The 24,783-nt window shown below is 38.5% G+C and carries 18 protein-coding genes; 8 read left to right on the forward strand and 10 right to left on the reverse strand.

Features of this window, described 5'->3' with window-relative positions; translation table 11 throughout:
- Positions 1–11 precede the first annotated feature (11 nt).
- Positions 12–449 (reverse strand): Panacea domain-containing protein, encoded by a 438-nt coding sequence (locus CA730_RS11225; RefSeq protein WP_096667295.1) that lies wholly within the window; start codon positions 447–449, stop codon positions 12–14.
- A gap of 57 nt (positions 450–506) precedes the next feature.
- Between CA730_RS11225 and CA730_RS26040 the strand changes: the two genes are divergently transcribed.
- The 3 genes from CA730_RS26040 (at position 507) to CA730_RS11240 (ending at position 5,121) form a co-directional block, all read left to right on the forward strand.
- Positions 507–632 (forward strand): hypothetical protein, encoded by a 126-nt coding sequence (locus CA730_RS26040; RefSeq protein ID WP_269076511.1) that lies wholly within the window; start codon positions 507–509, stop codon positions 630–632.
- A gap of 591 nt (positions 633–1,223) precedes the next feature.
- Positions 1,224–3,014, forward strand: coding sequence for a translational GTPase TypA (typA, locus tag CA730_RS11235; protein ID WP_096667296.1), 1,791 nt, complete (start codon positions 1,224–1,226; stop codon positions 3,012–3,014).
- 601 nt (positions 3,015–3,615) lie between these two features.
- Positions 3,616–5,121, forward strand: coding sequence for a GAF domain-containing sensor histidine kinase (locus CA730_RS11240; RefSeq protein WP_096667298.1), 1,506 nt, complete (start codon positions 3,616–3,618; stop codon positions 5,119–5,121).
- Between the two features lie 258 nt (positions 5,122–5,379).
- Here CA730_RS11240 and CA730_RS11245 read toward each other — a convergent pair whose 3' ends face one another.
- The 6 genes from CA730_RS11245 to CA730_RS11270 all read right to left on the reverse strand — a co-directional run bounded on the left by CA730_RS11245 (position 5,380) and on the right by CA730_RS11270 (position 12,197).
- On the reverse strand, positions 5,380–6,069 hold the full coding sequence (locus CA730_RS11245; protein WP_096667300.1) for a DUF4276 family protein: 690 nt from the start codon (positions 6,067–6,069) through the stop codon (positions 5,380–5,382).
- On the reverse strand, positions 6,069–7,172 hold the full coding sequence (locus CA730_RS11250; RefSeq protein ID WP_096667302.1) for an AAA family ATPase: 1,104 nt from the start codon (positions 7,170–7,172) through the stop codon (positions 6,069–6,071). The genes CA730_RS11245 and CA730_RS11250 overlap by 1 nt, the downstream gene beginning before the upstream one ends.
- 119 nt (positions 7,173–7,291) lie before the next feature.
- Positions 7,292–8,581 (reverse strand): Glu/Leu/Phe/Val family dehydrogenase, encoded by a 1,290-nt coding sequence (locus tag CA730_RS11255; protein WP_096667305.1) that lies wholly within the window; start codon positions 8,579–8,581, stop codon positions 7,292–7,294.
- A gap of 357 nt (positions 8,582–8,938) precedes the next feature.
- On the reverse strand, positions 8,939–10,405 hold the full coding sequence (locus tag CA730_RS11260; protein WP_096667307.1) for a carotenoid oxygenase family protein: 1,467 nt from the start codon (positions 10,403–10,405) through the stop codon (positions 8,939–8,941).
- A gap of 85 nt (positions 10,406–10,490) precedes the next feature.
- A complete protein-coding gene (locus CA730_RS11265; RefSeq protein ID WP_096667309.1) occupies positions 10,491–11,816 on the reverse strand; it encodes a folate/biopterin family MFS transporter in 1,326 nt (441 codons plus the stop codon).
- Positions 11,817–11,930: 114 nt separating this feature from the next.
- Positions 11,931–12,197, reverse strand: coding sequence for a hypothetical protein (locus CA730_RS11270; protein WP_096667311.1), 267 nt, complete (start codon positions 12,195–12,197; stop codon positions 11,931–11,933).
- 388 nt (positions 12,198–12,585) lie between these two features.
- Between CA730_RS11270 and CA730_RS11275 the strand changes: the two genes are divergently transcribed.
- From CA730_RS11275 to CA730_RS11295, 5 genes are all read left to right on the forward strand, one after another.
- Positions 12,586–12,903 carry a hypothetical protein gene (locus CA730_RS11275; RefSeq protein WP_096667313.1) on the forward strand — a complete coding sequence of 106 codons (318 nt, stop codon included), beginning with the start codon at positions 12,586–12,588 and terminating at the stop codon, positions 12,901–12,903.
- Positions 12,904–12,979: 76 nt separating this feature from the next.
- A complete protein-coding gene (locus CA730_RS11280) occupies positions 12,980–14,707 on the forward strand; it encodes a succinate dehydrogenase/fumarate reductase flavoprotein subunit (RefSeq protein ID WP_096667315.1) in 1,728 nt (575 codons plus the stop codon).
- 282 nt (positions 14,708–14,989) lie between these two features.
- Complete coding sequence (locus CA730_RS11285) at positions 14,990–16,051, forward strand: S1C family serine protease (RefSeq protein WP_231940083.1); 1,062 nt, start codon at positions 14,990–14,992, stop codon at positions 16,049–16,051.
- A gap of 196 nt (positions 16,052–16,247) precedes the next feature.
- Positions 16,248–16,778 carry a COP23 domain-containing protein gene (locus CA730_RS11290; protein ID WP_096667319.1) on the forward strand — a complete coding sequence of 177 codons (531 nt, stop codon included), beginning with the start codon at positions 16,248–16,250 and terminating at the stop codon, positions 16,776–16,778.
- 89 nt (positions 16,779–16,867) lie between these two features.
- The gene (locus CA730_RS11295; protein ID WP_096667321.1) at positions 16,868–20,320 is read left to right on the forward strand and encodes a serine protease; all 3,453 of its coding nucleotides are present in this window, start codon (positions 16,868–16,870) and stop codon (positions 20,318–20,320) included.
- A gap of 469 nt (positions 20,321–20,789) precedes the next feature.
- Here CA730_RS11295 and CA730_RS11300 read toward each other — a convergent pair whose 3' ends face one another.
- The 3 genes from CA730_RS11300 to CA730_RS11310 form a co-directional block, all read right to left on the reverse strand.
- Complete coding sequence (locus tag CA730_RS11300; protein ID WP_096667323.1) at positions 20,790–22,142, reverse strand: hypothetical protein; 1,353 nt, start codon at positions 22,140–22,142, stop codon at positions 20,790–20,792.
- Positions 22,143–22,330: 188 nt separating this feature from the next.
- Complete coding sequence (locus tag CA730_RS11305; protein WP_096667325.1) at positions 22,331–23,830, reverse strand: Ig-like domain-containing protein; 1,500 nt, start codon at positions 23,828–23,830, stop codon at positions 22,331–22,333.
- 37 nt (positions 23,831–23,867) lie between these two features.
- A complete protein-coding gene (locus tag CA730_RS11310) occupies positions 23,868–24,632 on the reverse strand; it encodes a TIGR03943 family putative permease subunit (RefSeq protein ID WP_096667328.1) in 765 nt (254 codons plus the stop codon).
- Positions 24,633–24,783 lie beyond the last annotated feature (151 nt).

Consider the following 24,783-nt stretch of genomic DNA (forward strand, 5'->3'; position numbering starts at 1 on the left):
AATCATATAAGCTACATCTTAGCCCCCTCATCGCTTGCGGGGAGGGGGTTGGGGGTGGGGTTCTTGTTCCAGGTTTGATGACAATTTGCTGTAACTAAATACATTAATCTAATTGCGTCCTTTAAAACTTGTCGCATGACAATTTGATAGCCTGGATGATCACGTTCTATCTGTTCTAATTTTTCATATCCTAATACTTTTAAATCTTCCAGTAAAATTACTGTAGTTGAAGCAGCTTCAGGAAGTAACCCCTTACGTGCTTTCTTCCAAGGAAATTCTAAATGAGTCATATCACTTAAACGATAAGCATGATAGCCCCCAAAATATTCCCATACTGCTTCTAGTAGTTGTTTGTTATCTTCAGATATTTCTGATAATGATTTTTGACTAAGTATAGGTAATTGTTTGGCTTCAAATTCGCTATAAAATCTATAACCTACCTTCCGCACCCTAAACTGTCACACAACGAAAATTGGTCGTTTGGAGATTTGGTTTTAGCGAACTGCTTGCAGCAGCGCTTCGCTATCGCCTACCAATATTTCTTGGTTTTGGTACAAAATACAACATTAAATGGGGATAAAAATCAGAAAAAACCGATTGTGACACCGGGGGGTGCGGAATGTGGGCTATAAGCAGGTGGACATACAGGACTATACCGCCATGCATGTATCTCTTCTGCAAATAATGGCTCATCATACATTACTAAATGCAAACTTTGAGCATACTATAAAAGCTTTTGAGATTTCATGTTTGTCATTTCTGCTTCTATACCATCTGTATAAGCTTTCATAATAAAGTAGCGAGCTACAGTTAGACAATCAATCATAATCAAACTCGCAAATCCAAATAAACTGACTACAATAAACTAGCTATACTTTGCAAGGTCACAATTTGAGCTTTTGCCTAAAGGGAATATATGGATGTGAAAACGCAAGTTATGACCTTCTCAAGTATATCCAAATAATTTTTAACAACACCACACACGTCTTAAATTATAGTTTAAACTAGACTTTTTAGTACATTTTTACTAAAAAGTCCCATTAATAGACTCTTCAACCTAAACCATGTTCTTGATATTTATTATCAAAATAACAATATTTGTGACAATTACGCTAGAATTATTAAAGGTTCGTTACAGATTTGGCAAATCATGTACACTTCTGTTAAAACAACCGAAAATTAGCTTCTTAATCTAAAAACCTTAAAGTTTACCGAAACCCTCTATGACGCTCCCAATTCGTAACGTCGCCATTATCGCCCACGTTGACCATGGTAAAACCACCCTTGTTGACGCTCTCCTCAAACAGTCCGGCATTTTCCGCGAAGGCGAAGACGTTCCGGATTGTGTTATGGACTCCAATGATTTGGAGAGGGAACGAGGCATTACAATTCTTTCTAAAAATACAGCGGTTCGTTACAAAGACACTCTGATTAATATTGTTGATACCCCTGGACACGCTGACTTCGGTGGAGAAGTGGAACGGGTACTCGGCATGGTGGACGGTTGTATTCTGATTGTTGATGCCAACGAAGGTCCAATGCCCCAAACCCGCTTTGTGTTGAAAAAGGCTTTGGAAAAAGGTTTGCGTCCTATCGTTGTTATTAACAAGATTGACCGGGGACAAGCTGACCCCCACGTTGCTGTTGATAAGGTTTTGGATCTGTTCTTAGAATTAGGTGCAGATGAAGACCAATGCGACTTTAAATATCTATTCGCTTCCGGTATGGCTGGTTTCGCTAAAGAAACTTTGGAAGAGGAAGGGGTAGATATGCAGCCCCTATTTAATGCTATTCTCCGTCACGTCCCCGCACCTGTGGGAGATCCTAACAAGCCTCTGCAATTGCAAGTGACTACCCTAGATTATTCTGAGTATTTAGGACGGATTATCATTGGTAAAATCCATAATGGAACTATCCGCGCTGGACAACAAGCTGCTTTGGTAGTAGAAGATGGCAGCATTGTTAAGGGCAAAATTACCAAGTTGATGGGATTTGAAGGTCTGAAGCGGATAGAGATGGAAGAGGCTACTGCAGGTTATATTGTGGCTGTAGCTGGTTTTGCTGATGCTTATATTGGTGAAACTATTACAGATCCTAATGAACCTCTGGCTCTACCATTAATTAAGGTGGATGAACCAACTTTACAAATGACCTTCTGGGTGAATGATTCGCCTTTTGCTGGTCAAGAAGGTAAATTGGTAACATCTCGCCAAATCCGCGATCGCCTATACCGCGAATTAGAAACCAACGTAGCTTTGCGCGTTGAAGACACCGACTCTCCCGATAAATTCCTGGTTTCTGGTCGGGGTGAATTACACCTGGGTATCTTAATCGAAACCATGCGTCGTGAAGGTTTTGAGTTCCAAGTATCCCAACCTCAAGTAATTTACCGCACAGTTAACGGTCAACCTTGCGAACCTTTTGAACTTCTAGCATTAGACGTTCCCGCCGATGCAGTTGGTAGCTGTATCGAACGCTTAGGACAACGGAAAGCGGAAATGCAAGATATGCAGCCAGGTGGAGGCGATCGCACTCAACTAGAGTTTATCGTTGCTGCACGTGGTTTAATCGGTTTCCGGGGTGAATTCATGCGAATGACTCGCGGTGAAGGCATCATGAACCACAGTTTCCTTGATTATCGTCCCCTGTGCGGTGACATTGAAGCCCGCAACAAAGGTGTTCTCATCTCCTTTGAAGAAGGTGTTTCTACATCCTACGCCATGAAAAACTGTGAAGATAGAGGCGTATTCTTCATCAGTGAAGGAACAAAAGTTTACAAAGGCATGATTATTGGTGAACATAATCGCCCCCAAGATTTGGAATTGAACGTTTGTAAAACTAAGCAGTTAACCAACCACCGGTCATCTGGTGGTGAAGAACTGACTCAGTTACAAACACCCGTAGACATGAATTTGGAACGGGCTTTGGAATACATTGCTCAAGATGAATTGGTGGAAGTTACACCTGAATCTATTCGTCTTCGCAAGATGTCTAAGAAATTGGTGAAACGCTAATATCTGTAGGGGTGGGGTTTCCCCACCCTGATTAAATTCATTCACAAATATTGATGCAATCCTTGTGAAAGGGTTGTAATTTTTTTATTATGATTTCTATTAGTTAGGGCTTGCTGAATAAACTGAAAACCTAGATATATTAAGAGTTGGTGGGTTAAAAAAGTGAATCAGGTGCAAGGAATTAGCATTGAACTTTTGATTTACCTATCATGTTTCAAATTCGAGACTATTCTTATCTCCTTCTAATTCTTTCTCCTGACTCCTAGCCCATGACTTACGTCACGCTGCCCTATCACGAAAAGAATTTTTCAGCGACCCCTAGTTAGATGGTAGGTTGGGTTAAGCGACAGCACAACCCAACAAAGATTTGAATAATTACGTTTAATAATGTTTGGTTTACTTTGTAAACCCAACCTACATTTCCTTAGGCTAAAAGTATTGTGTTGAGTAGAATTGATGAGCAAAACAACTATTAGTTAATTTTTTGTTCTCCATTATTGATTGTAGTCAAAAATTTGGGAATGCTTAGAAATAGGGATGAAATAACCTCTAGGGGTTGTGCAAATTCACATATCAAGTAGTTATCAAGCTAATAATCACAATGGTAAATTCAAAAAATAAATTATTTACTCCCCGAAATGATGGAAATTCTGTAAATACAAAAGAACAACAACGCCTACAAGCATTATTGAATCTGGGTTTGCAACAATCAGAAATGATTCCAGTATTTGAAGAAGCTGCTCAAACTGCTGCTCACTTTTTAGAAGTGGAAATTTCTATTTTAGGATTTATTGATCAAAAATTTCATTGGTTCAAATCAGCGGTGGGCTTATCTCGGTTAGGATTAATGAATGATTTAGCTTCTAAACGCCAACTTTTACGTCGGGAGTCATTTTGTTCTCAGGTAGTAGAAACTTCGCAAGTAGTAATTATTAATGATGTCAGACAAGAAACAAATTCTGGGCTTAAAGATAGTATTTTAGTCAAGAATTATGGTATTAGTGCATATTTGGGAGTGCCTTTAATTGATGCCAGTGGTAACTGCTTAGGTACATTAGCAGTTATGGATCGTCAGCCTCATAATTTTACAACCCGTGATATTGAATTTTTACAAATAATTGCGCGTTGGAGCATGAGTGAATTTGAGCGCAACCGATTATTACAAAACAATCTAGCAGCACAGAATACTCAGTCTAACCGCCCATCTCCACTTTTAGAAGAGCCAATAATTGACTTGAAAATTGTTCCTCCCACTGTAGAAACAGACTTTGATTTCACTCAACAAATTAAATTAGAACTGTTAAACCAGCTAACTCAAGAGTTACGCACACCATTAACATCTATATTAGGTATGGCGGGTGTCTTAGGAAGAGAAATTTATGGTCCTTTGACAACCAAGCAGAAAGAATATCTAGCAATTGTTCAACATAGTGGCAAGTATTTACTTTCTTTAGTTAATGAAATTACTGAATTAGACCCAACTAATAAGAATTATCACCTGCTAAATTTAGTTCCTGTAGATATTGAAATGCTCTGTCAACAGGCTATTAATTCCTTAGAGGAATTAGCTGTCCGTCGTGAGCAAAATATTCGTTTATCCATAGAACCAGGACGCAATCGCCTTTTATCTTTAGATAAGGATAAGGTGCGACAAATTTTGTACAGTTTAATTTTCAGCGTGATTCAAATTTACGCTCTGGGTAGTATGATCAGAATTCACGTTGCTTATAAAGCAGATACGCTAAATCTAACTGTGTGGGTATCTCACTCTTACTTAAGAGCTCATGTTACTGATTATGATTCTTGTTTTTACCTAAATTCTTCGCCAATACAGGCTGCGGCAGATGAGCAGACAAATGATTATGTTAAGCCAGAAAATTACCTAAATTTACCTGATTTTTGTTCAGATATTTTCAGTAATGCGTTATTCCAAAAAACTGGAAAGTTATCTGCTAATATTTCTCGTGAGAAATTAGGACTTTTGTTAAGTTGTCATTTAGCTGGATTACATCATGGACAAATTTCCATTCAAGGTTCAGTGGAGTCAGGATACCGTTATATAGTATCTTTGCCATTAAAGTTTGCGACTTCTTCAGCAAGTAGTTAAGGAAGTTTCATAACTGGCTAAATATGAATTTAAATGATTACTTGATTACGCTGATATTTTTGAGAGTTTTTGTCTTTGTTTAGGTAAAGTTCTGATGAAAAAAGGTTGTAATCAAAAATCCAAAATTCAGCCAGTAATACTTCTGATTCATTACTTTTATCTTTTATACGATTCAATGAATTTTATGAGAATTTGTCCGGCGATCGCATTTCGTGAACACAAAAATGTACCCCCATTAACGTTGGGGGTATCAATGCCTTATTTACCCAATAATTCGAGTCGTAATAGCCATGAATTAAAATGAGGGCATTTATTCCGAATTACTTCTAGTCCAATTGATTCAGCTAATAGTGGTCCATAAGTAGATTTTGCTCTTTCATAATCAGGAAATTGGGCAATAATACGTTTACTGGGGGCTGTTTCCTTGCTATCATTAATCAACTCAGGAGTTTCATATTTATCGGTAATACGCTTGAGTTCTTCAACTTCGTTTGAGCATTTATCATAAAAGGACTCAAAACAAGTAGGATCAGAAAAAAGATAAGCCTCGTATTCATGCAATTGAATGTACGGGACGAATCGCCGATCATTAATGTCATCAGCAAAGCTTTTCTCCAAAAACTCGACTCGTTTGATGGGATTTTGGCGCATAATTTCAGCTTCAGCTAATCCCGGAAAATTATAATGAATTGCATACAAATCAATCATGGTGGTAAAAAATACATTAGCTCCCTTCTCCTGCTTGAGAAAACGCAAAATGTCGTCCCTCATGGGCTGATAGTCACCATAACCACTACCACCACGATGAGCTTTACCCTTTTTTATTGAGTGAGCAATCAGTATAATCTTGTCCAAAAAAACACCGTATTGAGCAAGGTGTGGCTTCAAGATGTTATCAGCAAATGTTTGTTCAGTTGGTCCTTCTGCAAATAAATAGAGTCGTATCATTAGTGTGGACCTCCACCAATGATATTTTTTTCCCAAATTTCTCCTAAACTATATTCTTCTAACCAAGTTTCTAATTCTTCAGGATTTAACCGCTTAAATTGCGATTCCTTACCTACTCTATCTACTGTAATTACATCTTCAGGATTAAAGTTATCTAAAAAAGAAGTAGATTGGGTGCTGATGAGAATTTGTGTATGATAGGAGGCCTTACCAAACATCGCAGCTACAACATTGAGCGCGTAGGGATGAAGACCCAGTTCCGGTTCATCAACAATAATGAGTTGTGGAAGCTCATATTCTGGCTGCAAGAGCAAAGTAGTAAGGCAAATAGCACGTAATGTACCGTCCGAAAATTGGTGTGGACCAAATACTTGATCTGAGTCTTTTCCCTGCCAGTTGAGAATAACATTATTCGCTCTAGGCTCAAGAACAAAATCATCGAAAAATGGGGCAATTAAACGGATAGTTTTGACAATGCGGTGATAGGCTGTATTATGGTCTTTGCGGAATCTCAGAAGTAGTGCGGCTAAATTTCCAGCATCAGACACCAGCGAGCGGTTGTCATCAATGTAACAGGATTGACGAACTCGCGCGGTAGATGACGTATCGTGAAAGTGGTAAACACAACAGCCATTGAGCAAATGTTTGATAGTGTTGGCAATTGTTGGCGTACCTTCTTGTGCTGCTTTGTTGATTTTTGTTTCCTGATGTCCTGCACCTAACGAGTAAGTGGTTGAAGGTTGAGGTAGGTGTAAGCCGTTTCGCGTCGCTGTTTCTTCAGCAAATATCAAAGTATCACCTGCCGCATGACTTAGACATATGGTATAGATAATATCCAAACTCCCATTGTCAATCTTGAACTCTAGTTGTGCCTCGATTTGCGGTGTTATCTTAGGTCCAAAGTGCAATAAGGATTGAGCGTAACCGGATATGCCGATATATTGTTGAAGTCGTCCGGCCATCATCTCATTCAGCATCTTAAAAAAGGAAATGAGATTACTTTTACCTGCTCCATTAGCTCCAATCAATATGTTTAAAGGACGCAACTCAAGATCCATTGTCTTAATGGACTTGAATCCCTTGATAATTACTCGTTGTAGCATGATCAACAATTAGTTTTTATACAAAATAATTATATATGTAGACGACGTACAAGGATTGAAAAAAGGTGCGTTAGGCTAAAGCCATAACACACCCCAATTAAACTAGATCACAAATAAAACTAAGGATACAAGCCCCGATCATTCAAAGCTTGCGCGACTCTACCTACACCCAAAGTATAAGCAGCTAACCGCAGATTTACCCCCCGTGCTTGCGACTCATGAATCACCTTGCGGTAAGCCTGAACCATCAAATGTTCCATTTCCCGGTTGACTCGTTCTTCGTCCCAGAATAGATAGGAAAGACCTTGTACCCATTCTAAATAACTGACCACCACACCCCCAGCATTGGCTAAAATATCCGGTAACACGGTGACACCTTGGGCTTCTAGAACGCGGTTAGCTTCCAAAGTCACTGGACCATTAGCCGCTTCTGCGACAAATTGGGCTTTGATTTGATGGACATTTTCTGCGGTAATTTGGTTTTCCAAAGCGGCAGGAATCAGGACATCACAAGGTAAAGTTAATAAGTCTGCATTACTAATGGGTGTTCCTTGGGGAAATCCCACCACACTGCGATGGTTGGCCGCAGCGTAGGCTTTGACAGCAGAAATATCAAGACCATTTTCGGCAAAGATACCCCCACTAGCACTGGAAACAGCGATAATTTTTGCTCCTTGTTGGTGTAGTAATTCGGCGGCTGCCCCACCTACATTACCGAAGCCTTGAATTGCTACCCTGACTCCTACCAGGGATTTACCGTGATCGGCGATCGCTTCACGAACAATAATCATCACACCGCGTCCAGTCGCCATTTCTCGTCCCAGGGAACCACCAATAGATAAGGGTTTACCTGTAACTACTCCGGGGACAGAATGACCAACATTGACAGAGTAAGTATCCATCATCCATGCCATTTCCCGCGCTGATGTTCCCATGTCTGGTGCGGGTATATCTACGGATGGTCCAATGTCTTTAATTAATTCACTAATATAACGACGACTAATGCGTTCTAATTCCCCCACACTGAACTCTTTGGGGTCTATGGGAATTCCGCCTTTGCCACCACCGTAGGGAATGCCTAACAATGCACATTTCCAAGTCATGAGCATGGCTAAGGCGGATACTTCTCGTAATGTCACTGCTTCATGGTAGCGAATACCACCTTTATAGGGTCCTAAAATATCGGAATGTTGTACCCGATGTCCAGCAAAAACCCGCACTTCCCCACTATCCATTCTTATGGGAATGGAAACTGTGACAACTTTTCGAGGGTGACTGAGTATTTCTACGATACCTTGATCTAATTTTAATTCTTTAGCAGCCCATTCTAAATAGCTACAGGCTTGATCATAAGGGCAAATATGCGCTGGAGAATGATTTTCTATAAGTGGAAGAGACGTTGTCACCATAATACCTACTCCTCATCACCGTATGTTTGTGAACCGAACTGATATGGTTAGCTTACCCTCTTTTTTGAAAAAGATGTCAATTTTGTAGTTTCTGTTACAATTTTATTTTGATTTGTATGCTGTAAGACGCTTGGGCAGATAAACTATAAAAATATCTAAATTTTGGCGTTGCTGATTAAGGATATGAATTTTAGTCTCACGCAGAGGCGCAGAGGCGCAAAGAGTAAGAGTTTCAAAGGTTTGATTTGGTAATTTTATACCTCAATATGGCTGATACGCCACGCAGGCTATCAGCAACACCTGAAATTTCGATGACTTGGTTGGGTGACGCAGAAGCTTTTCCCCAACCTATATTAATTAAATGAATGTTTCAGGTGTAAAACTCCCGTGTAATCCGTAGGGAATATGATGTTTGAGGTGTAGTCTTGCAATTTCACCTTTTTCCAAATTTACAGCATCTAAAATTACCACATCTGAACGATGATGTTCTGCATCATAAACTAAAGCTATTAACCACCCATCATCTTCTGTTTGGGAATTTGGACGAGGAATAAAAATTGGTTCACCGATGAAACCTCCTGGTGCAGCACTCCATAATTGTCTTTGTTGTGACTCTAAATCAAGTTTGAAAATTGCTTGTAGGGGTGCATTTCCCGTTGATTTATGAGCCGCAGCCGTGTATAGATAACGATAGGATTTACCGACATGATTAGGGTGAATTGTGGGAAATTCACAAGATCGATCATCTATTAAATGATTTTCTACGGTATTGGTTTGTAAATTGAGATTAAATCGCCAAAGTTTGCCAGGAGAATTAGCATCAAAATCTGTTTCTCGATAATCGCTATTGGGTTCAACTTCTGGCAATGATTCATAGCAAATAGAATCAATGATAATTTCATTACCCACTTCAAAAGCATTAACATGATGGAAAATAAAACCTGCCTGAGTTTCTAAAATTTTGATTTTTTTAGTTGGGTTTTGGCGAGGAATAATGATGATTTTTGTAGGTTGATTTTTTTGGACTTTAATACATTGGGCGGCGCTAGATATTCCCAAAGCAAAAGGTATGGGGTTAAAACTAACAGGATTTTGGAAGAAAATACAGTAATTTTCTGTAATCACAAAATCATGAATGAAGCAAAAACCAGCAACGCTATGATTTTGTTTATTGGTGATTTCTCCGTCGGTATTTAACTCAAATATGTTAATTGTAGTTGATAGTCCTGGAGTAATAGCGAAATTAACTAATGTACCATTTGCATCAATTCGCGGGTGGGCGCTAAAGGCTTCCCCTGTAGATAAAACACCGTTAAAGTATTCATTTCCTAATGTTTCTAGAGTGTGCGGATTAAGTAAATAGGGTTCGGATGCTTCCCATAGTGCTAATAGTTTTTTACCCCAATAAATTACATTAGTATTAGCAATATGTTTGATTTTGAAATCAAAGATATTAGCTAACCAACCGCCCGGTTTTTGTGTACCAAAAACACCACGATAAAGAATTTTACCCGCTTTTTTTTCTGCTAAATAACCTGCTGTGGTAACAAAGCGGTTACGAAAATGGGCGCGGCCATTGGTAAATGTAATGCGGCTAATCATGCCATCACCGTCAAAGGGATGATGTAATTTTTCGCCATTAATATCTAGTAAACCAGGTCCATTTCTAAATAATGTTCCTTGCAATTCTGGCGGTATTTCCCCTTCTATATCATCAATCCAGTAATCAAATTCCTGGTGAAGAGATTCATATCCTCCTTGCCAATCTTTGAGAGTGTAGGATTTTTGGAGGTTTTGCTGATCTTGAGGTTCTAATATTTGCATTTTTTGTTGGCTATGGTAAAGTTTTTCAAAAAATCAGGGATGTAAATATAGAGATAAATCTAATTGTCTTCGAGATTTTTATCTATTAACTAATTACATCATTATCAATTCTAGCATCTGGTAGCAATTTAACAAAAAATATTGGTATCAGAGAAGCACAGTTAGTGAGAATGATTAATAACCACAGGGAGTCAAATTGATATTCTGTGATTCCTAACCATTTCATCATTATTGATCCTAATGCGTAGGAAACTGTTCCTGCTACATTAAATACAGACATGATTAAAGCAAAAAATGTGGCTTCTATACCGGGAGGGCAAAGCTTTGTTGATAATACTAATATGGGCATGAATACAATTTGCCCAATCACAGTAATAATCAAACTATCACCTAAGCTAAACCAATGATCATCTATGCCTAACATTCTGTTGGTGTGAGTTACTAATAATAAATTCGTCATTCCTAAAGCTGTGGATAGGAAAATACCCGCAGTAATCATAGTTCTAAAGGGAATGTGTTTAAAGTAACGTTGAAAAGCCCAAACTCCAATTAGGGAAGCAAAACTCGTCACTAACCGAATTCGTCCTAAAAATTCTGGTTGAAAGTGGAGTTCATTAATTGTGAAATAGAAGAATGCTGATTCGGTTTTTGGTGTAGCGTGCCAAATAAATATAAATAATGTGGGCAACCAAATTGTTTTTTGAGTAATTGCTTGGCGGATTTTCAATAGTTGATCTTTTGTGTTATTGCCTTTTTTGTGATCTTTATTAATAGGTTTTTCAGTAATTAACCAAGCTACAGATGAAATAATTAAAGGAAATAATGCTGTTATCAAAAATACTATACGGGTGGTAAAAAATTCTAAAAGTAACCCGCTAAGGTAAGCTGTACATAAGGCACCAATAGCTGAACTACCCCAACAAAGAGATTGTAAAGAACCTATTTTGGCTTCTGATTCGTTTCTGGCTCTTTCAACTACTATGGAATCAACTATCACATCACTAATAGCAACAGAGAGAGAAGAAAATACAATCATAATTGTGGCTATTGTGCTAGTATGAACGAATGTTCCTAAACATAACCAAGCTGCACAGCCCAAAATTCCTGAGATTACTATGTAAGGTTTTCTATGATAACCAAATAATGGTAAACTATCGGAAATAAACCCATATAATGGCTTAATCATCCAAGGTATGGTACAGATTCCCATAATTGTTGACATCTGCACTGGACCTAATAGTAATTCGTCTTTGAGAAAAAAGCTGACAGCTAAACGCGATAATGTCAGTATACCTTGAACAAAATAGATGGTAAGAATTGCTATTAACTCAGCACTAGGTTCGTTACCTAAGAGAATTTTTTGGGTTAGTAAATCTTTGAACTTCGGTAAGGGAGGGGAGTCATTTAGCATTTAGATAAAGATTCTTAAATTTTCATGTACTTTTATATCATAGTTGATTGCCAATCATTTTGAAACAACTGTAAATAAAATCCCCAAATTCTTTAAGAATTTGGGGATATAAACCTAGGGAATAGGTTTTATATTACACAACTTAGCACCACATACTAAGAAACGCAAATTTAATATACTGCAATTCTGATTTAACGTGGAATGGTGCTTACCTTGCAAAATCATATATTCAATTAATAATTCCTCACTCAAACTCACCATACTTTCCGCTTCTGTGGGTAAAAATAACTGATATTTCCCACCAATACCACCAACTTCATAAAGATTAATTGGGTGTTTTATTCCCTTGGCTTCTACTTGTAATTCGCTATCAATTCGCAAATCAATATTTGCATCTATTCCTATTGCTGTTGACTTTAATATTTTAAAATTGGGTACGGAAAGTTTGTGATTTTTTAGAAATAAAATAAAGTTTTGTCACAAAAAATGTAGAATATGATATAGGTATTAATAATCCCATAATCAATTTTGCTGAGTTGGTAATGATAAATTTGTTATACTAGAAAGACGAATTTCTTGTTAACCGTGTTCCCCGTATAAATAGTTATACATAAAATACATAAATTGATAATTTCCCAGAAGATGTGACTGAACATGAGTTTTTTGTAAAGTAATATTACAAACCTTGGAAATATATTGAGAAATTGTTCTTAAGGCAAACATAGATTTAAGGTAGAAGATATAGAATAAAATCGAGACCCGGTTTAAAATGAACAAAAATAATATTCAAAACTATCGGTTTGTCTGTACCTTAACTTTTGGTGATATTTACGGTCAAATTATCGTTTGGTTAATTACGATTACCATTAGCTTGGCATCAGCTTTAGCACTGATGGGCGCAAAAAGACCTGTATATGCTTTGGCTACGGTTGGTCTTGTGGTTCTCTTATCTCTACCTTTTTTACTTTTTGCCTTTGTGACGACATTATTAAATAATATTGAACTCAATGCTGTAGAGCCACAAACAAAGACAGAATCAGTCCCAAATAATATTCCCCAACAAAATCCCATCCAAGCAACTAGCTAAAGGGAATTTTATCAATTTACGATTTTTCTATTACCCTGTCTTGTAGACGGGGAATTTTTTTAATTGGTGGTTGATGATGCTCGAACATGATGTAATTATTGTTGGTGGTGGTTTGGCTGGATGTCGGGCTGCTCTGGAAATTGCTCGGACTGACCCTAGTTTAAAGGTAGCGGTAGTTGCCAAAACTCACCCAATTCGCTCTCATTCGGTGGCTGCTCAAGGTGGTATGGCGGCTTCTTTAAAAAATGTGGATGGTACGGATTCTTGGGAAGCTCACGCTTTTGATACTGTCAAGGGTTCCGATTATTTGGCGGATCAAGATGCGGTGGCAATTTTGACTCAGGAAGCACCGGATGTGGTGATTGATTTGGAACATCTGGGGGTATTGTTTTCTCGTTTACCTGATGGTCGGATTGCTCAACGGGCTTTTGGTGGACATTCTCACAACCGCACTTGTTATGCGGCTGATAAAACTGGTCATGCAATCTTACATGAGTTAGTGAATAATTTGCGCCGTTATGGTGTGCAAATTTACGAAGAATGGTATGTAATGCGCCTGATTTTGGAGGATGGTCAGGCGAAGGGTGTGGTGATGTTTCACCTGTTGGATGGGCATATTGAGGTGTTACGAGCGAAGGCTGTGATGTTTGCGACAGGGGGCTATGGTCGGGTTTATAACACGACTTCTAATGATTATGCTTCTACTGGTGATGGTTTAGCGATGACGGCTTTGGCTGGTTTACCTTTGGCAGATATGGAGTTTGTCCAGTTTCATCCTACGGGTTTGTATCCTGTGGGGGTGCTGATTTCCGAGGCTGTGCGCGGTGAAGGGGCATATTTGATTAATGCCGATGGCGATCGCTTTATGGCTAATTACGCCCCCAGTCGCATGGAGTTAGCCCCTCGTGATATTACCTCACGGGCGATCGCTTATGAAATCCGGGCTGGTCGTGGTGTAAATACTAATGGGAGTGCGGGTGGTCCCTTTGTCTATCTGGATTTACGCCATTTGGGTAAGGAAAAAATCATGAGTCGCGTTCCCTTTTGCTGGGAAGAAGCCCATCGTTTGGTCGGTGTAGATGCTGTGACTCAACCTATGCCTGTGCGTCCTACCAATCATTATTGTATGGGTGGTATTCCTGTTAACACTGACGGACAAGTTAGAAGTAATAATGATAGTTTTGTCGAAGGCTTTTTTGCCGCTGGGGAAACTGCTTGCGTGTCGATTCACGGAGCAAATCGTCTAGGTAGTAACTCCTTATTGGAATGTGTAGTTTATGGTAAAAGAACTGGGGCGGCGATCGCTAATTATGTCCAAAATCGGCAATTACCATCCATAGATGAAACACGCTACATCAACGAAGCCAAACAACAAATACAACTTTTAATAGACCAACCAGGACAGTACAGAATTAATCAAATCCGTCAAGCTTTTCAAGATAATATGACTGAAAATTGTGGCGTTTTCCGCACCGACGAAGTAATGAGTCAGGGATTAGAAAAAATCGCCCAACTACAACAAAAATATTCACAAATATATTTAGATGACAAAGGAAAAAGCTGGAATACAGAATTAGTTGAAGCCTTAGAACTACAAAGTTTAATGGTAGTTGGACAAACCATTTTAACTTCAGCTATCAACCGTCAAGAAAGTCGCGGCGCACACTTTAGAGAAGACTTTTCCGAAAGAGACGATAATAAGTTTTTACAACACACCATGGCTTATTATTCACCAACAGGAATTAATATTCAATATCGTCCCGTCACAATCACAATGTTTGCACCAAAAGAGCGAAAATATTAATTAAAATCATCCCGTAGGGGCGCAGGGCCTGCGCCCTTTCCGAAGAACTGCGCCCTTTCCAGCTATTTTAATCATATTTAATATCACTGTCTAACAAATAAATATATTTTTTCTAAAATATACCCACAATGAGAGACTGTTACAAAAATGGTAACAACAGTTGAATTTTGTCATTTATCCTAGATAATCTTGTAAATACAGTGCGATACCTACCTTAAACCGTCCCCCCGTTCACGAATGAACAGAAAACCATATCTGAAAGCAATCATTACAGGGTGTGCAATGTTATCCATACAGGTTCTAGCATCACCGAATGGCTTGGCTTTTCCCCAACCTAATCACCATTCTAACTCTGTCATAGCCCAAAACTCGGAAGAACAAACGCGAATTCGAGTGAATCAAAAAGCCAGTCCGGCTGTAGTTTACATCAATACAGGTGAATCAAGCGGTAGTGGCTTTATTTTTAGTCCAGACGGGTTAATTATTACCAATGCTCACGTTTTGCAAGATGCACCTGCAACTGTTACCGTAGTTTTGGCTAATAATAAACGGCTTCCTGCTGACGTAATTGGCTTTGCTAAAAATGGTCTAGATTTAGCAGCAATTAAAATTCGCAATCAGAATAATCTGCCCACATTATCCTTAGCTAAATCAGTCAAGATTGGACAATCTGTGTACGCCATTGGTAGTCCTTTTGGTTATGAAAATCACAATAATTTTACCGCAGGTGTTCTTAGTAATATTGACACATTAACAGGAATAATTAAACACGATGCCCGTATCAATTCGGGTAATTCTGGTGGACCATTACTCAACTCCCAAGCACAAGTTATTGGTGTGAACACTGCTATTCGACTTGATAGACAAGGAGGCAATAGTGGCATTAGTATGGCCATTTCTGTAGAGAAGATCCAAGGCTTTTTAACTGCAATTAGTCAAGGTAAGATTTCTCCTGTGAGTACATTACCAAAAGTAGAAATCAAACATCGGTCTCAACCATTAACTCTGAATGGTCAAATAATCAACGACAATCTCAGCCAAGATGATAATCGTTTGTCTGATAAAAGCTACTTTAAAAGCTACATCTTTGAGGGTAGAAAAGGTCAACAAATATCAATTGAAATGAATAGCAGTGAAATTGATCCAATTTTGCAAATTCTCGATTCCCAGGGAAGAGTGTTCGCTCAAAATGATGATATAACACCTAATAATTTGAATGCCAGAATTGCTGGCAAGTTACCAGAAGATGATACCTACATTGTCATTGCTGGCGCATCTAAATTAGGCATCTCAGGTAGATCAGAAACAGGGAATTATACTATTACAGCTATTTCTGATCCTTAGTAAAACCAACACATTTACAGCAAAATGGGCGGTTAAAAACCGCGTCTAGACAGGCAAAACCTGCCTTCGCAGGTTAATAAATTAAATTAGTCCACGAAGGTGGACTTTGCTTGTGTAGCCACGAATTCTATTCGTTAGGACTTAAATTTGCACTAATTCACAAAAATCAACCAACTTAGGAGACAAAAAACCAACCATGAAATTAGCATTATTAGCGACACTATTCTTAACCACAACATTAGCATCTGCTCCTGTTTTTGCTCAAGAAGAGTCAAATAATCAAGTTCGCTTCCTCTGTGCAGAAACCTTGAATTCCCAAAATCAAAAGCGTGTTCCTGCTACTGTTCTTTGGACACCAAACTTCAAAAAAGCAATGGTAACATGGACATCTATTTTAGCTGGATATGGACCACAAGAACGTTGTCAAAAAGTTTCTGATAATTTCCAAGTCGCTTTAAATAATGGTAGTCTCAATTACATTACAAATGCTGTTCAAAATGGGAGCAAAGTAATTTGTTCTGTGCGTTCAACTGATGGTGCTTGTGATACTGTATTGTTTACATTGCGATCTCAAGACAGTTCTCAAAACGTTCTCAAACAATTAAATCAACTTTGGTTAGGTGCTGCTACTACAGGACCTATTCAACAAAGTTCTGGTGGAGAATCCAAATATTACATTGATATTCGCCAATTCCTCAATACACCACCATCAAATAAGATGAAATAACTAGACTACTAGATCCCCGACTTCTTCAAGAAGTCGGGGATCTGAAACTCTCTAAAATCTCTCTATCCACCCAAACGAAAAAAAATAACATGAAACGCCTATTTTTCACCCTCATTTGCACAACTGCTTTATTAACTATTCCCCAACAATTGTTATTGATTTCTCCCCAACCTGTCACCGCACAACAACCCACATCACAATTATTAACCACAGAACAATTACAAGATTTAGCTAAATCAATCACCGTGAAAATATTAACCAAAAATGGCAGTAGTTCAGGAACTTTAATTGCTAAAAATGGTAATAATTACACGGTTTTAACTAATGATCATGTTGTAAGTTTAGGTGCATCTTATCGTATTCAAACACCTGATGGTAAAATTTATTCAGCTAATGTAATTAAAGAAAAACCACCATCTTTAAAAAATCAAGATGTGGCTTTATTCCAGTTTCAATCAACAGCAGAATATACCATAGCTACTTTAGGAACATCTTCACCTATAGCAGTAGAACAAAAAATTGTCGCGGCTGGATTTGTTGATGATAATGCTAAGTTAATTTTCACAGAAGGACAAATTTCTCTATTACCAGATAAAAGTTTTCAAAGAGGTTATCGCATAGGTTACAGCAATAAAGTTCAACCAGGAATGAGTGGCGGACCCATATTAAATTATCAAGGTGAAGTTATTGGTATTAATGCCGTTCATGCTTATCCTATTTCTGATAAAATATATACTTATATTGACAATAGTAAACCCAGTACAGCCGAACGTCAGCAAATGCGTCAATATAGTTGGGGTTTACCGATTTATAGTGTCGCTAAAGTAGTCAATGAAGTTATTGCTAAATCGCCTAAAAAGATTGATGATTCTGCTTTGATAGCGAAAAAAGGTTTGATTAATGATATTGATAAAATTGCCCAAGAAATTACGGTTTTAATTCCTAATGCTAACCCCACAGATATGGGTTCTGGGGTAATTATTGCCCAGAAAGGTAATATTTATTATGTGTTGACTGCGGATCATGTTATCTGGAATCGTGATGAAAAAAAATTAAAAGATAAGTTAGAAATAGTCGCACCAGATAATCAACGATATGCTATAAATGTCAGCAATGCGAAAAGAATGCCTGGAGTTGATTTAGCCGTTGTTCAATTTACCAGTAATCAAAAATATCAAGTTGCAACTTTAGCAAATTATAGTTTAAATACTAAAGATCAAAAAGTGTTTGTTTCTGGTTTTCCTGGTAATAAACAACAAAATAAAAACAAACCTCACCGGATTTTAACAGCGGGAATTTTGAGGCAACAGCAATTCATTAAGTTAAATACTTATCTAAGTTTCAATAATCAAAGTTCTCTGATACCCGTGCAAATACAAACTGTTTTAAGTGATGGTTATGATCTACTTTATAGTAATATTACTAAAGGCGGAATGAGTGGCGGTGCAGTTTTAGATACCCAAGGAAGATTAATTGGTATTCATGGCAGAGTGGAAGGTGAAATATCACTCGATTTTGATGGTGAAATCAATTTAGGTAGTAGTTCTGGTGTTCCCATTAGGACATTTTTAAATTTGGTTGAACAAGGAGGAATAGATTCAGATTTAAAAATCCAAACTGCTGTACCAGCTACACTAAAAAAATCGGAAGAGGATGTAATTAGTGAATATTTATTACCATTGGATCAAGTTCCTAAAAACAGCGATAATGAAATATCATGGCTAAATTATGCCAATCAACTATTGCGTTCTCAGAAATATGCAGAAGCAATAAAAGCCGTTGATAAAGCGATTAGCAAAAAACCGAATTTTTATCAAGCTTGGTATTTCAAGGGGGTGATATTTTTTAGTGAAAAAAAAGATACAGAAGCTATTACTGCTTTTGATAAAGCTCTTAAAATTAATCCCGACTTTGCTCAAGCTTGGAAATTGCGGGGTAGAGTGCTTGGGTTATTAGATAAATATTCCGAGGCCTTAACATCTTTTAATCAAGCCATTGCTCTGAGTCCTAATCAATTTGATCTTTACTATTGGCGAGGTTTATCCCTTGCTCAATTAAAGCGGTTTCCTGAAGCAATTGAGGCTTATAATCAAGCCATTAAATTTTATCCCGACTATAAACTCATTTATAATTCACGTGGTTTATCCTATGTGAATTTACAAAAATATCAACAAGCCATAGATGATTTTAATCAGGCCATTCAACTTGACCCTAAAAATGCCGACTATTACTACTTCAGGGGTATGGCTTACAGTTTCTTAAATAAGCATCAACGGGCAATTGATGATTCTACTCAGGCCATTCAACTTGACCCTAAAGAGGCAATACACTATAGTATGAGGGGTCTTACTTACCTTCAATTAAAAGACTACAAACAAGCAATTAATGATTGGACTCAAGCCATTAAACTTGATCCTAAAAATGCAACATACTATGGTATGAGGGGTGGTACTTACTATAAATTAAAAGAATACAAACTGGCGATTAATGATTACACCCAAGCCATTCAACTTGACCCTAAAGAGGCAATACACTATAGTATGAGGGGTCTTACTTACCTTCAATTAAAAGACTACAAACAAGCAATTAATGATTGGACTCAAGCCATTAAACTTGATCCTAAAAATGCAACATACTATGGTATGAGGGGTGGTACTTACTATAAATTAAAAGAATACAAACTGGCGATTAATGATTACACCCAAGCCATTCAACTTGACCCTAAAGAGGCAATACACTATAGTATGAGGGGTCTTGCTTATTTACAATTAAAAGACTACAAACAAGCCATAGCTAATTATACTCAAGCCATTCAACTTGATCCTAAAAATGCAACATACTATGCCCGTCGGGGTCTTACTTACCTTCAATTAAAAGACTACAAACAAGCAATTAATGATTGGACTCAAGCCATTAAACTTGATCCTAAAAATGCAGTATACTATGGTGCTAGGGGTCTTACTTACCTTCAATTAAAAGACTACAAACAAGCAATTAATGATTACACTCAAGCCATTAAAATTGACCATAAAAATGGAATACACTATGGTAGTAGGGGTGATGCTTACCTTCAATTGAAGGACTACAAACAAGCGATTAATGATTACACTCAAGCTATTAAACTTGACCCAAAAAATGCTGATTACTACTACAGTCGAGGTTTCGCAAACTACAAATTCAAAGACTACAAACAAGCGATTGATGATTGGAATCAAGCCATTAAATTCAAACCTGACTTTACCGAAGCTTACACGAACTTAGGCATAGTCCACTATGAAATGGGAGAAGTAGAAACAGCAATTAATTATTGGCGAAATGCGATCAAAATCAATAGCAATGTTGCAGAAGCACATCTAGCTTTAGGTGTAGCTTTGTATGCTAAAGGCGATAAAGAAGCGGGTTTGAAATCGGGAGAAACGGCATTAAAATTAGATAAACGTTATGGAAAGATTGAGTTTCTAAAAGAGAATAATTGGGGTGATAAGTTGATAAAAGATAGTCAGGAGTTTTTGAACAATCCTCGGATAAAAGGTTTGATTTAGAACCCACCTTCCGCACCCTTGGTATCACAATGGTATCACAATCGGTAATTTCGGATTTTTGGCGTTGCTGATTAAGGGTATGAATTTTAGTCTCACGCAAAGACGCAAAGACGCAAAGGTATACTCAAAACGGCTAGAAGCTGGACTTTTTTATCATACAAAGAACAAGGTTCAAAGCCTCTCCCCGTTGCGGGGAGAGGTTTACCAGAGGGGTTTCATATTTGGTTAAACTATGAACCGTTTGCAGTATAAGAGTTTTAAAGGTTCAATTTGGGAATTTCATACCTCAATTCAGCAACGCCGGATTTTTCAATACTTAAAAGGATGATTTTTATACAAAAATGTGAAAATTTCAAATAGCTATAGCGAAGTGCTGCTGCAAGCATTTCGCTAGTCCCGAATTTCCCAACGACCAATTTTCCTTGTGTGACAGTTTAGGGTGCGAAAGGTGGGTTATCACCAAAAAAAGCTACTTATGCTTGGGTTGAAAATTCGGTAGTTCTACAGATGCTAAAGATTTGCGTCCCTTGGGTGGTCGTCGGGGATAAATCAATGGTGAAGGCGACTTATTGTCAGATTTATTATTAGATGTATGATCATCCAATAAATCCGGCAAAATATCATTAGTGGGTAAATTTGATGCTGTTGCTGGGGAATTGTCTAACCAATAATCTTCCATTTCCTCAGTATGGATCTGATGGCTGCGGAAATGAGAAACCACTGGTAATTCCTGTACTAGTGATATGGTAAAATCTTCCTTTCCCGAACTTTCAGTATTAGCATAAGGATCAATTTCCATCTGCAAATCCTGTTGAATAATTATTTCTGGTTCTGAATGATTTTCTGGAGTAGATACTAAAGCCTCTAAAACAGATGTATCACCTTGATGAATATTTGCATCTGTCTCTGTTCCCTGGTCTGTTTCTTCAGATAATGGTGTAATAAAAAACCGATGAATTATCCCTTCCAGTTGTTGGTCTAAAGATAATAGTTCAGAATCATCTCCAGTTGTTGAGGGCATAGTTGCTTCATTAACCTGTATAAGATCGGAAATGACTGGTTCTGGATGATGGGTATAGTTTTCCGAAGTTGTCACTGTAGACTTAACCCAGGAACTATTGACAGACTCATTCACAGAATCTGTTTCCCCTGTCCAAGGTCGAATAGGTTGCGCGTTGGGAAACAAAGACCGGGCTTTTCTGGAGAATCTGGTTTGTTTGTGGATGACATCATGGGGATGATGGATATGATCCTCCAGGTTCTCAGGGCTAGGAATGGGAGTATCTAGACATTTTTCCAGAGCCGATTTAAACTGCATAGTCTGTCGTTGTTGACGCATTAGTCTAGCCCGCAATTCACGACAGGTATTTTCCGAGTGTAATAGCAACTGGGACTCTTGACTGTAGTTAGCTTGCAGTAGAGAACATTCTCTTTCCAAATGCGCTAATCGCTGTTGGCTAATTTGCAAATTAGCTTTATAATTTTCAATACAAATTTCTTGTTGTTGAACTGTTTGGACAGAGGTTTCTAACTGCTGATACAGGGAATGAATTTGTTCTTGACCAGCAGAAAGTTCTTGATTTTGTTGGATAAACATAGATTCGGTTACGCTAGACCGAGTTTTGTGCCACTGCAAAATCTTTTCTGCTTCAGCTAATTCGGTTTTTAACTGCTCCACTTGGGCATATAGATGATTATTAGCTGTAGTTAATTCTGTATTTAACTTCAGTAATTGCTGAAATTCTAAGTTGATCTGTGCTTGTTGATCAAGATTAGGTTCTGCAATCCAGTCTTGTTGGTTGCTGTCTTCCAATTTTTCCATAACTACGGTTTTACATTAACAATCTGTAGTTGGCCGATAGCGTGGCTTTAGCTTTATCAGAGATAAATTTGTCACGGTCGTATTGTGATGATTCACAAATACGTAGCCGTTATCAGTTATTTACACAAAGAAAAATTGACAGTTGATATTTGACAATTGTTAATTATCAGTTGGCAATTGTCAATTACCTAAGGTAGCCAATGGGGATGAAAGCCCGCTAGAGGCAGTTGTTCTGGTTTGATATCTATGTTGGTATTATCGGCGATGGGTAGTAAAGGCATTAACCAAAGACTACTACTAGCAATGGGTTCGCCGTCATCTGTTTTCAAGGTATTGGCGGGTAGTTGGGCTGTGTTATTGGTCACGGGAACTACTTGGTCAAATAAGAAGCCTAAACCGTCGGGGGCTAAATTGGTTTGCACATTGCGTTGAGCAGGGGGTAAAAGTAACAGTGGTTTTTGGACTCCTGTTTTCAGGTCAATGGATACCAAGTAAGGCTGTTCTATGTATTGTTCTTTAGAAACCAGTTGTGTAACTAAGCAGTAAAGGTTAGGGGAGGCTGGGTCAAACTGACAGCTAAGAATTGAGCCTGTTGTTTTTAATAGTTGTTTTTGCACGCCTTGGTTGGTGACTAAAAACAAATCTTTTGTATAGTCGGTGTTAAATTTGACCATTGCTGCCTGTGAACCGTCTTTAGAGAAGGCTTGTACTAAGCCAAATTGAGGTAGAAAATCCAGGGGTTTACTGCTGTTACCTTCTAAGGATACAATTGCTGTTCCCTGTCCTTGAGAAACGGCTACGGCTTTGCTGTCGGGTGTAATGAGAAAATCTCCACCTGGTTGTCCTTGTAATCTTTTGGGGGTGGGTTTTTCGCCGGAATTGTCATTTTGGGTGGATAAGTACCAGAGGGCAAAGTCACCGGGGTTATCTCGTTTACCTCTTTGAATAACGATGATTTGTCCATCTGCGGAGAGGTCAAATTTGAGGTTTTGATATTCTTTGTTGTCTAAAATTAGGTCAACTTTACCTGGGGCTGCTGTTTCTTGACCAATTTGATTAGGTATGCCTGTGGTTACTGTATAAAGTTGGGCGGACAGTAAATCGGGATTTTTAGAGGAACGGGCGGAGAAGAGGATTTTTTCACCGTTGGGGAATGGCTCAAAATCCATAACAATTAAGTCTTTGGGGGTAAGGACTTTTTTTTGTTCTTGGGTTAAGTTATAAAGTACCAATTGCCCTTGGATTTCTGGCGCAGAGCCAATGTAAAGGATGGCGCGATTGCGGGTGGTGAAACTGCCTGTGAAGGGCTGCATGAGGCGGTTTTTCCCTTCGGCTTGGGAGTATTTATCTTTGCCTTTTTCTAGTTTGACTTGGTAAGTTGTGCCGTAGGGGGCTGGGGTGAGGAGGGTGTAGACCATTCTTCTGCCAGCCCAACTAGTTTTACCGGCTAGGGGTGGATCTATTTTTAAGTTCTCTTCAATGCTTTTGAAGTCCATTGGCCGACTAAAGGTGAGGGAGAAGGATAGATCCTCTGCGCCGATTTGTTGGTTTTCCCAGGTGAAGTTGCGGACGCTAGGTTTGACTACATCGCCTTTCCAAATGATCAATCCGATGAGCATACTCAGTAGGAGCATGACTGCGATCGCAATCCGATCTAATGGTTGTATAAGTTTATAGGATTTACTCATCTAAAATTTTGGATTTTGGATTTTAGCTTGATCCTGACTAATAACTGTAAGGATTTTTAGGTTGAGGAATTTTTTTAAGAGAGTTGGCTTTGATCGTTAATTGACGTTTTTCAGTGATTGTTTGTGTGGTCATTTGTCCTTCTACTTCTAACCATGTATCAGGCGGATACTGTTGCCGTGTCCCAGATATTTGCACTGGTAATCCCACGGGATAAGCATCGGCGGCACAACAACTGAGAACAAATCTGGCTAAAAAGATATATTCTTCACTGACGTTAGGTTGATGAATCACAAATCCCTGGACTTTTGCCTTTTGCCCTGTGTATGCGTCCGGTTCAGGATAGACGTTCAGTGTGCGTACCCAGTCTACAAGCGATCGCTCTTCTGGGCGAACTGTAGCCCGAAATGCTTGGGGTTGAGCGCGACTAGCACCGGTTAGTTCAGTGACACCCCGATCTAGGGCTGTTTGACTGGCAAAGACACGGGGTGTAATCATTAACCCTAAAATTGCCGTTGTTAGTAGTAAAAAACTGCCCCAACCAGGGGGAAATAAATTAATATGCCCAGCATTAGCTATTTGGGGACGGTGACGGCTTTTCCACAGTTGCAATCCCTTAAAGAAACCAATGATTAATAAAGCTATTCCAGCTACAACTACTAACCAAAAGAAGTCCGGGTGAATTAATAAGTAGAGTTTGCCTGTTAGCCAATATTTCAACATGAGAATACCCCAAGCTGTAATGGCTAATACATCTAACCAAGGGGTGAGTTTATTTGGGGCTTTAGTTTGGGAATTCAGCATTTTTGGGTATCACAGATGATAGAGGCAGGGGACAGGGAGTAGATGAATAGAAATTACTGACTACCTTTTTCTTAATCTTCAGTTACTATATTCCCACTTTCCTCGGGTTTAAACCCTATACCTCACACCCCACATTTCCGAGATAAAGGGG

It is taken from the genome of Dolichospermum compactum NIES-806, assembly GCF_002368115.1.
In the GTDB taxonomy this organism is placed as follows: Bacteria; Cyanobacteriota; Cyanobacteriia; order Cyanobacteriales; family Nostocaceae; genus Dolichospermum; species Dolichospermum compactum.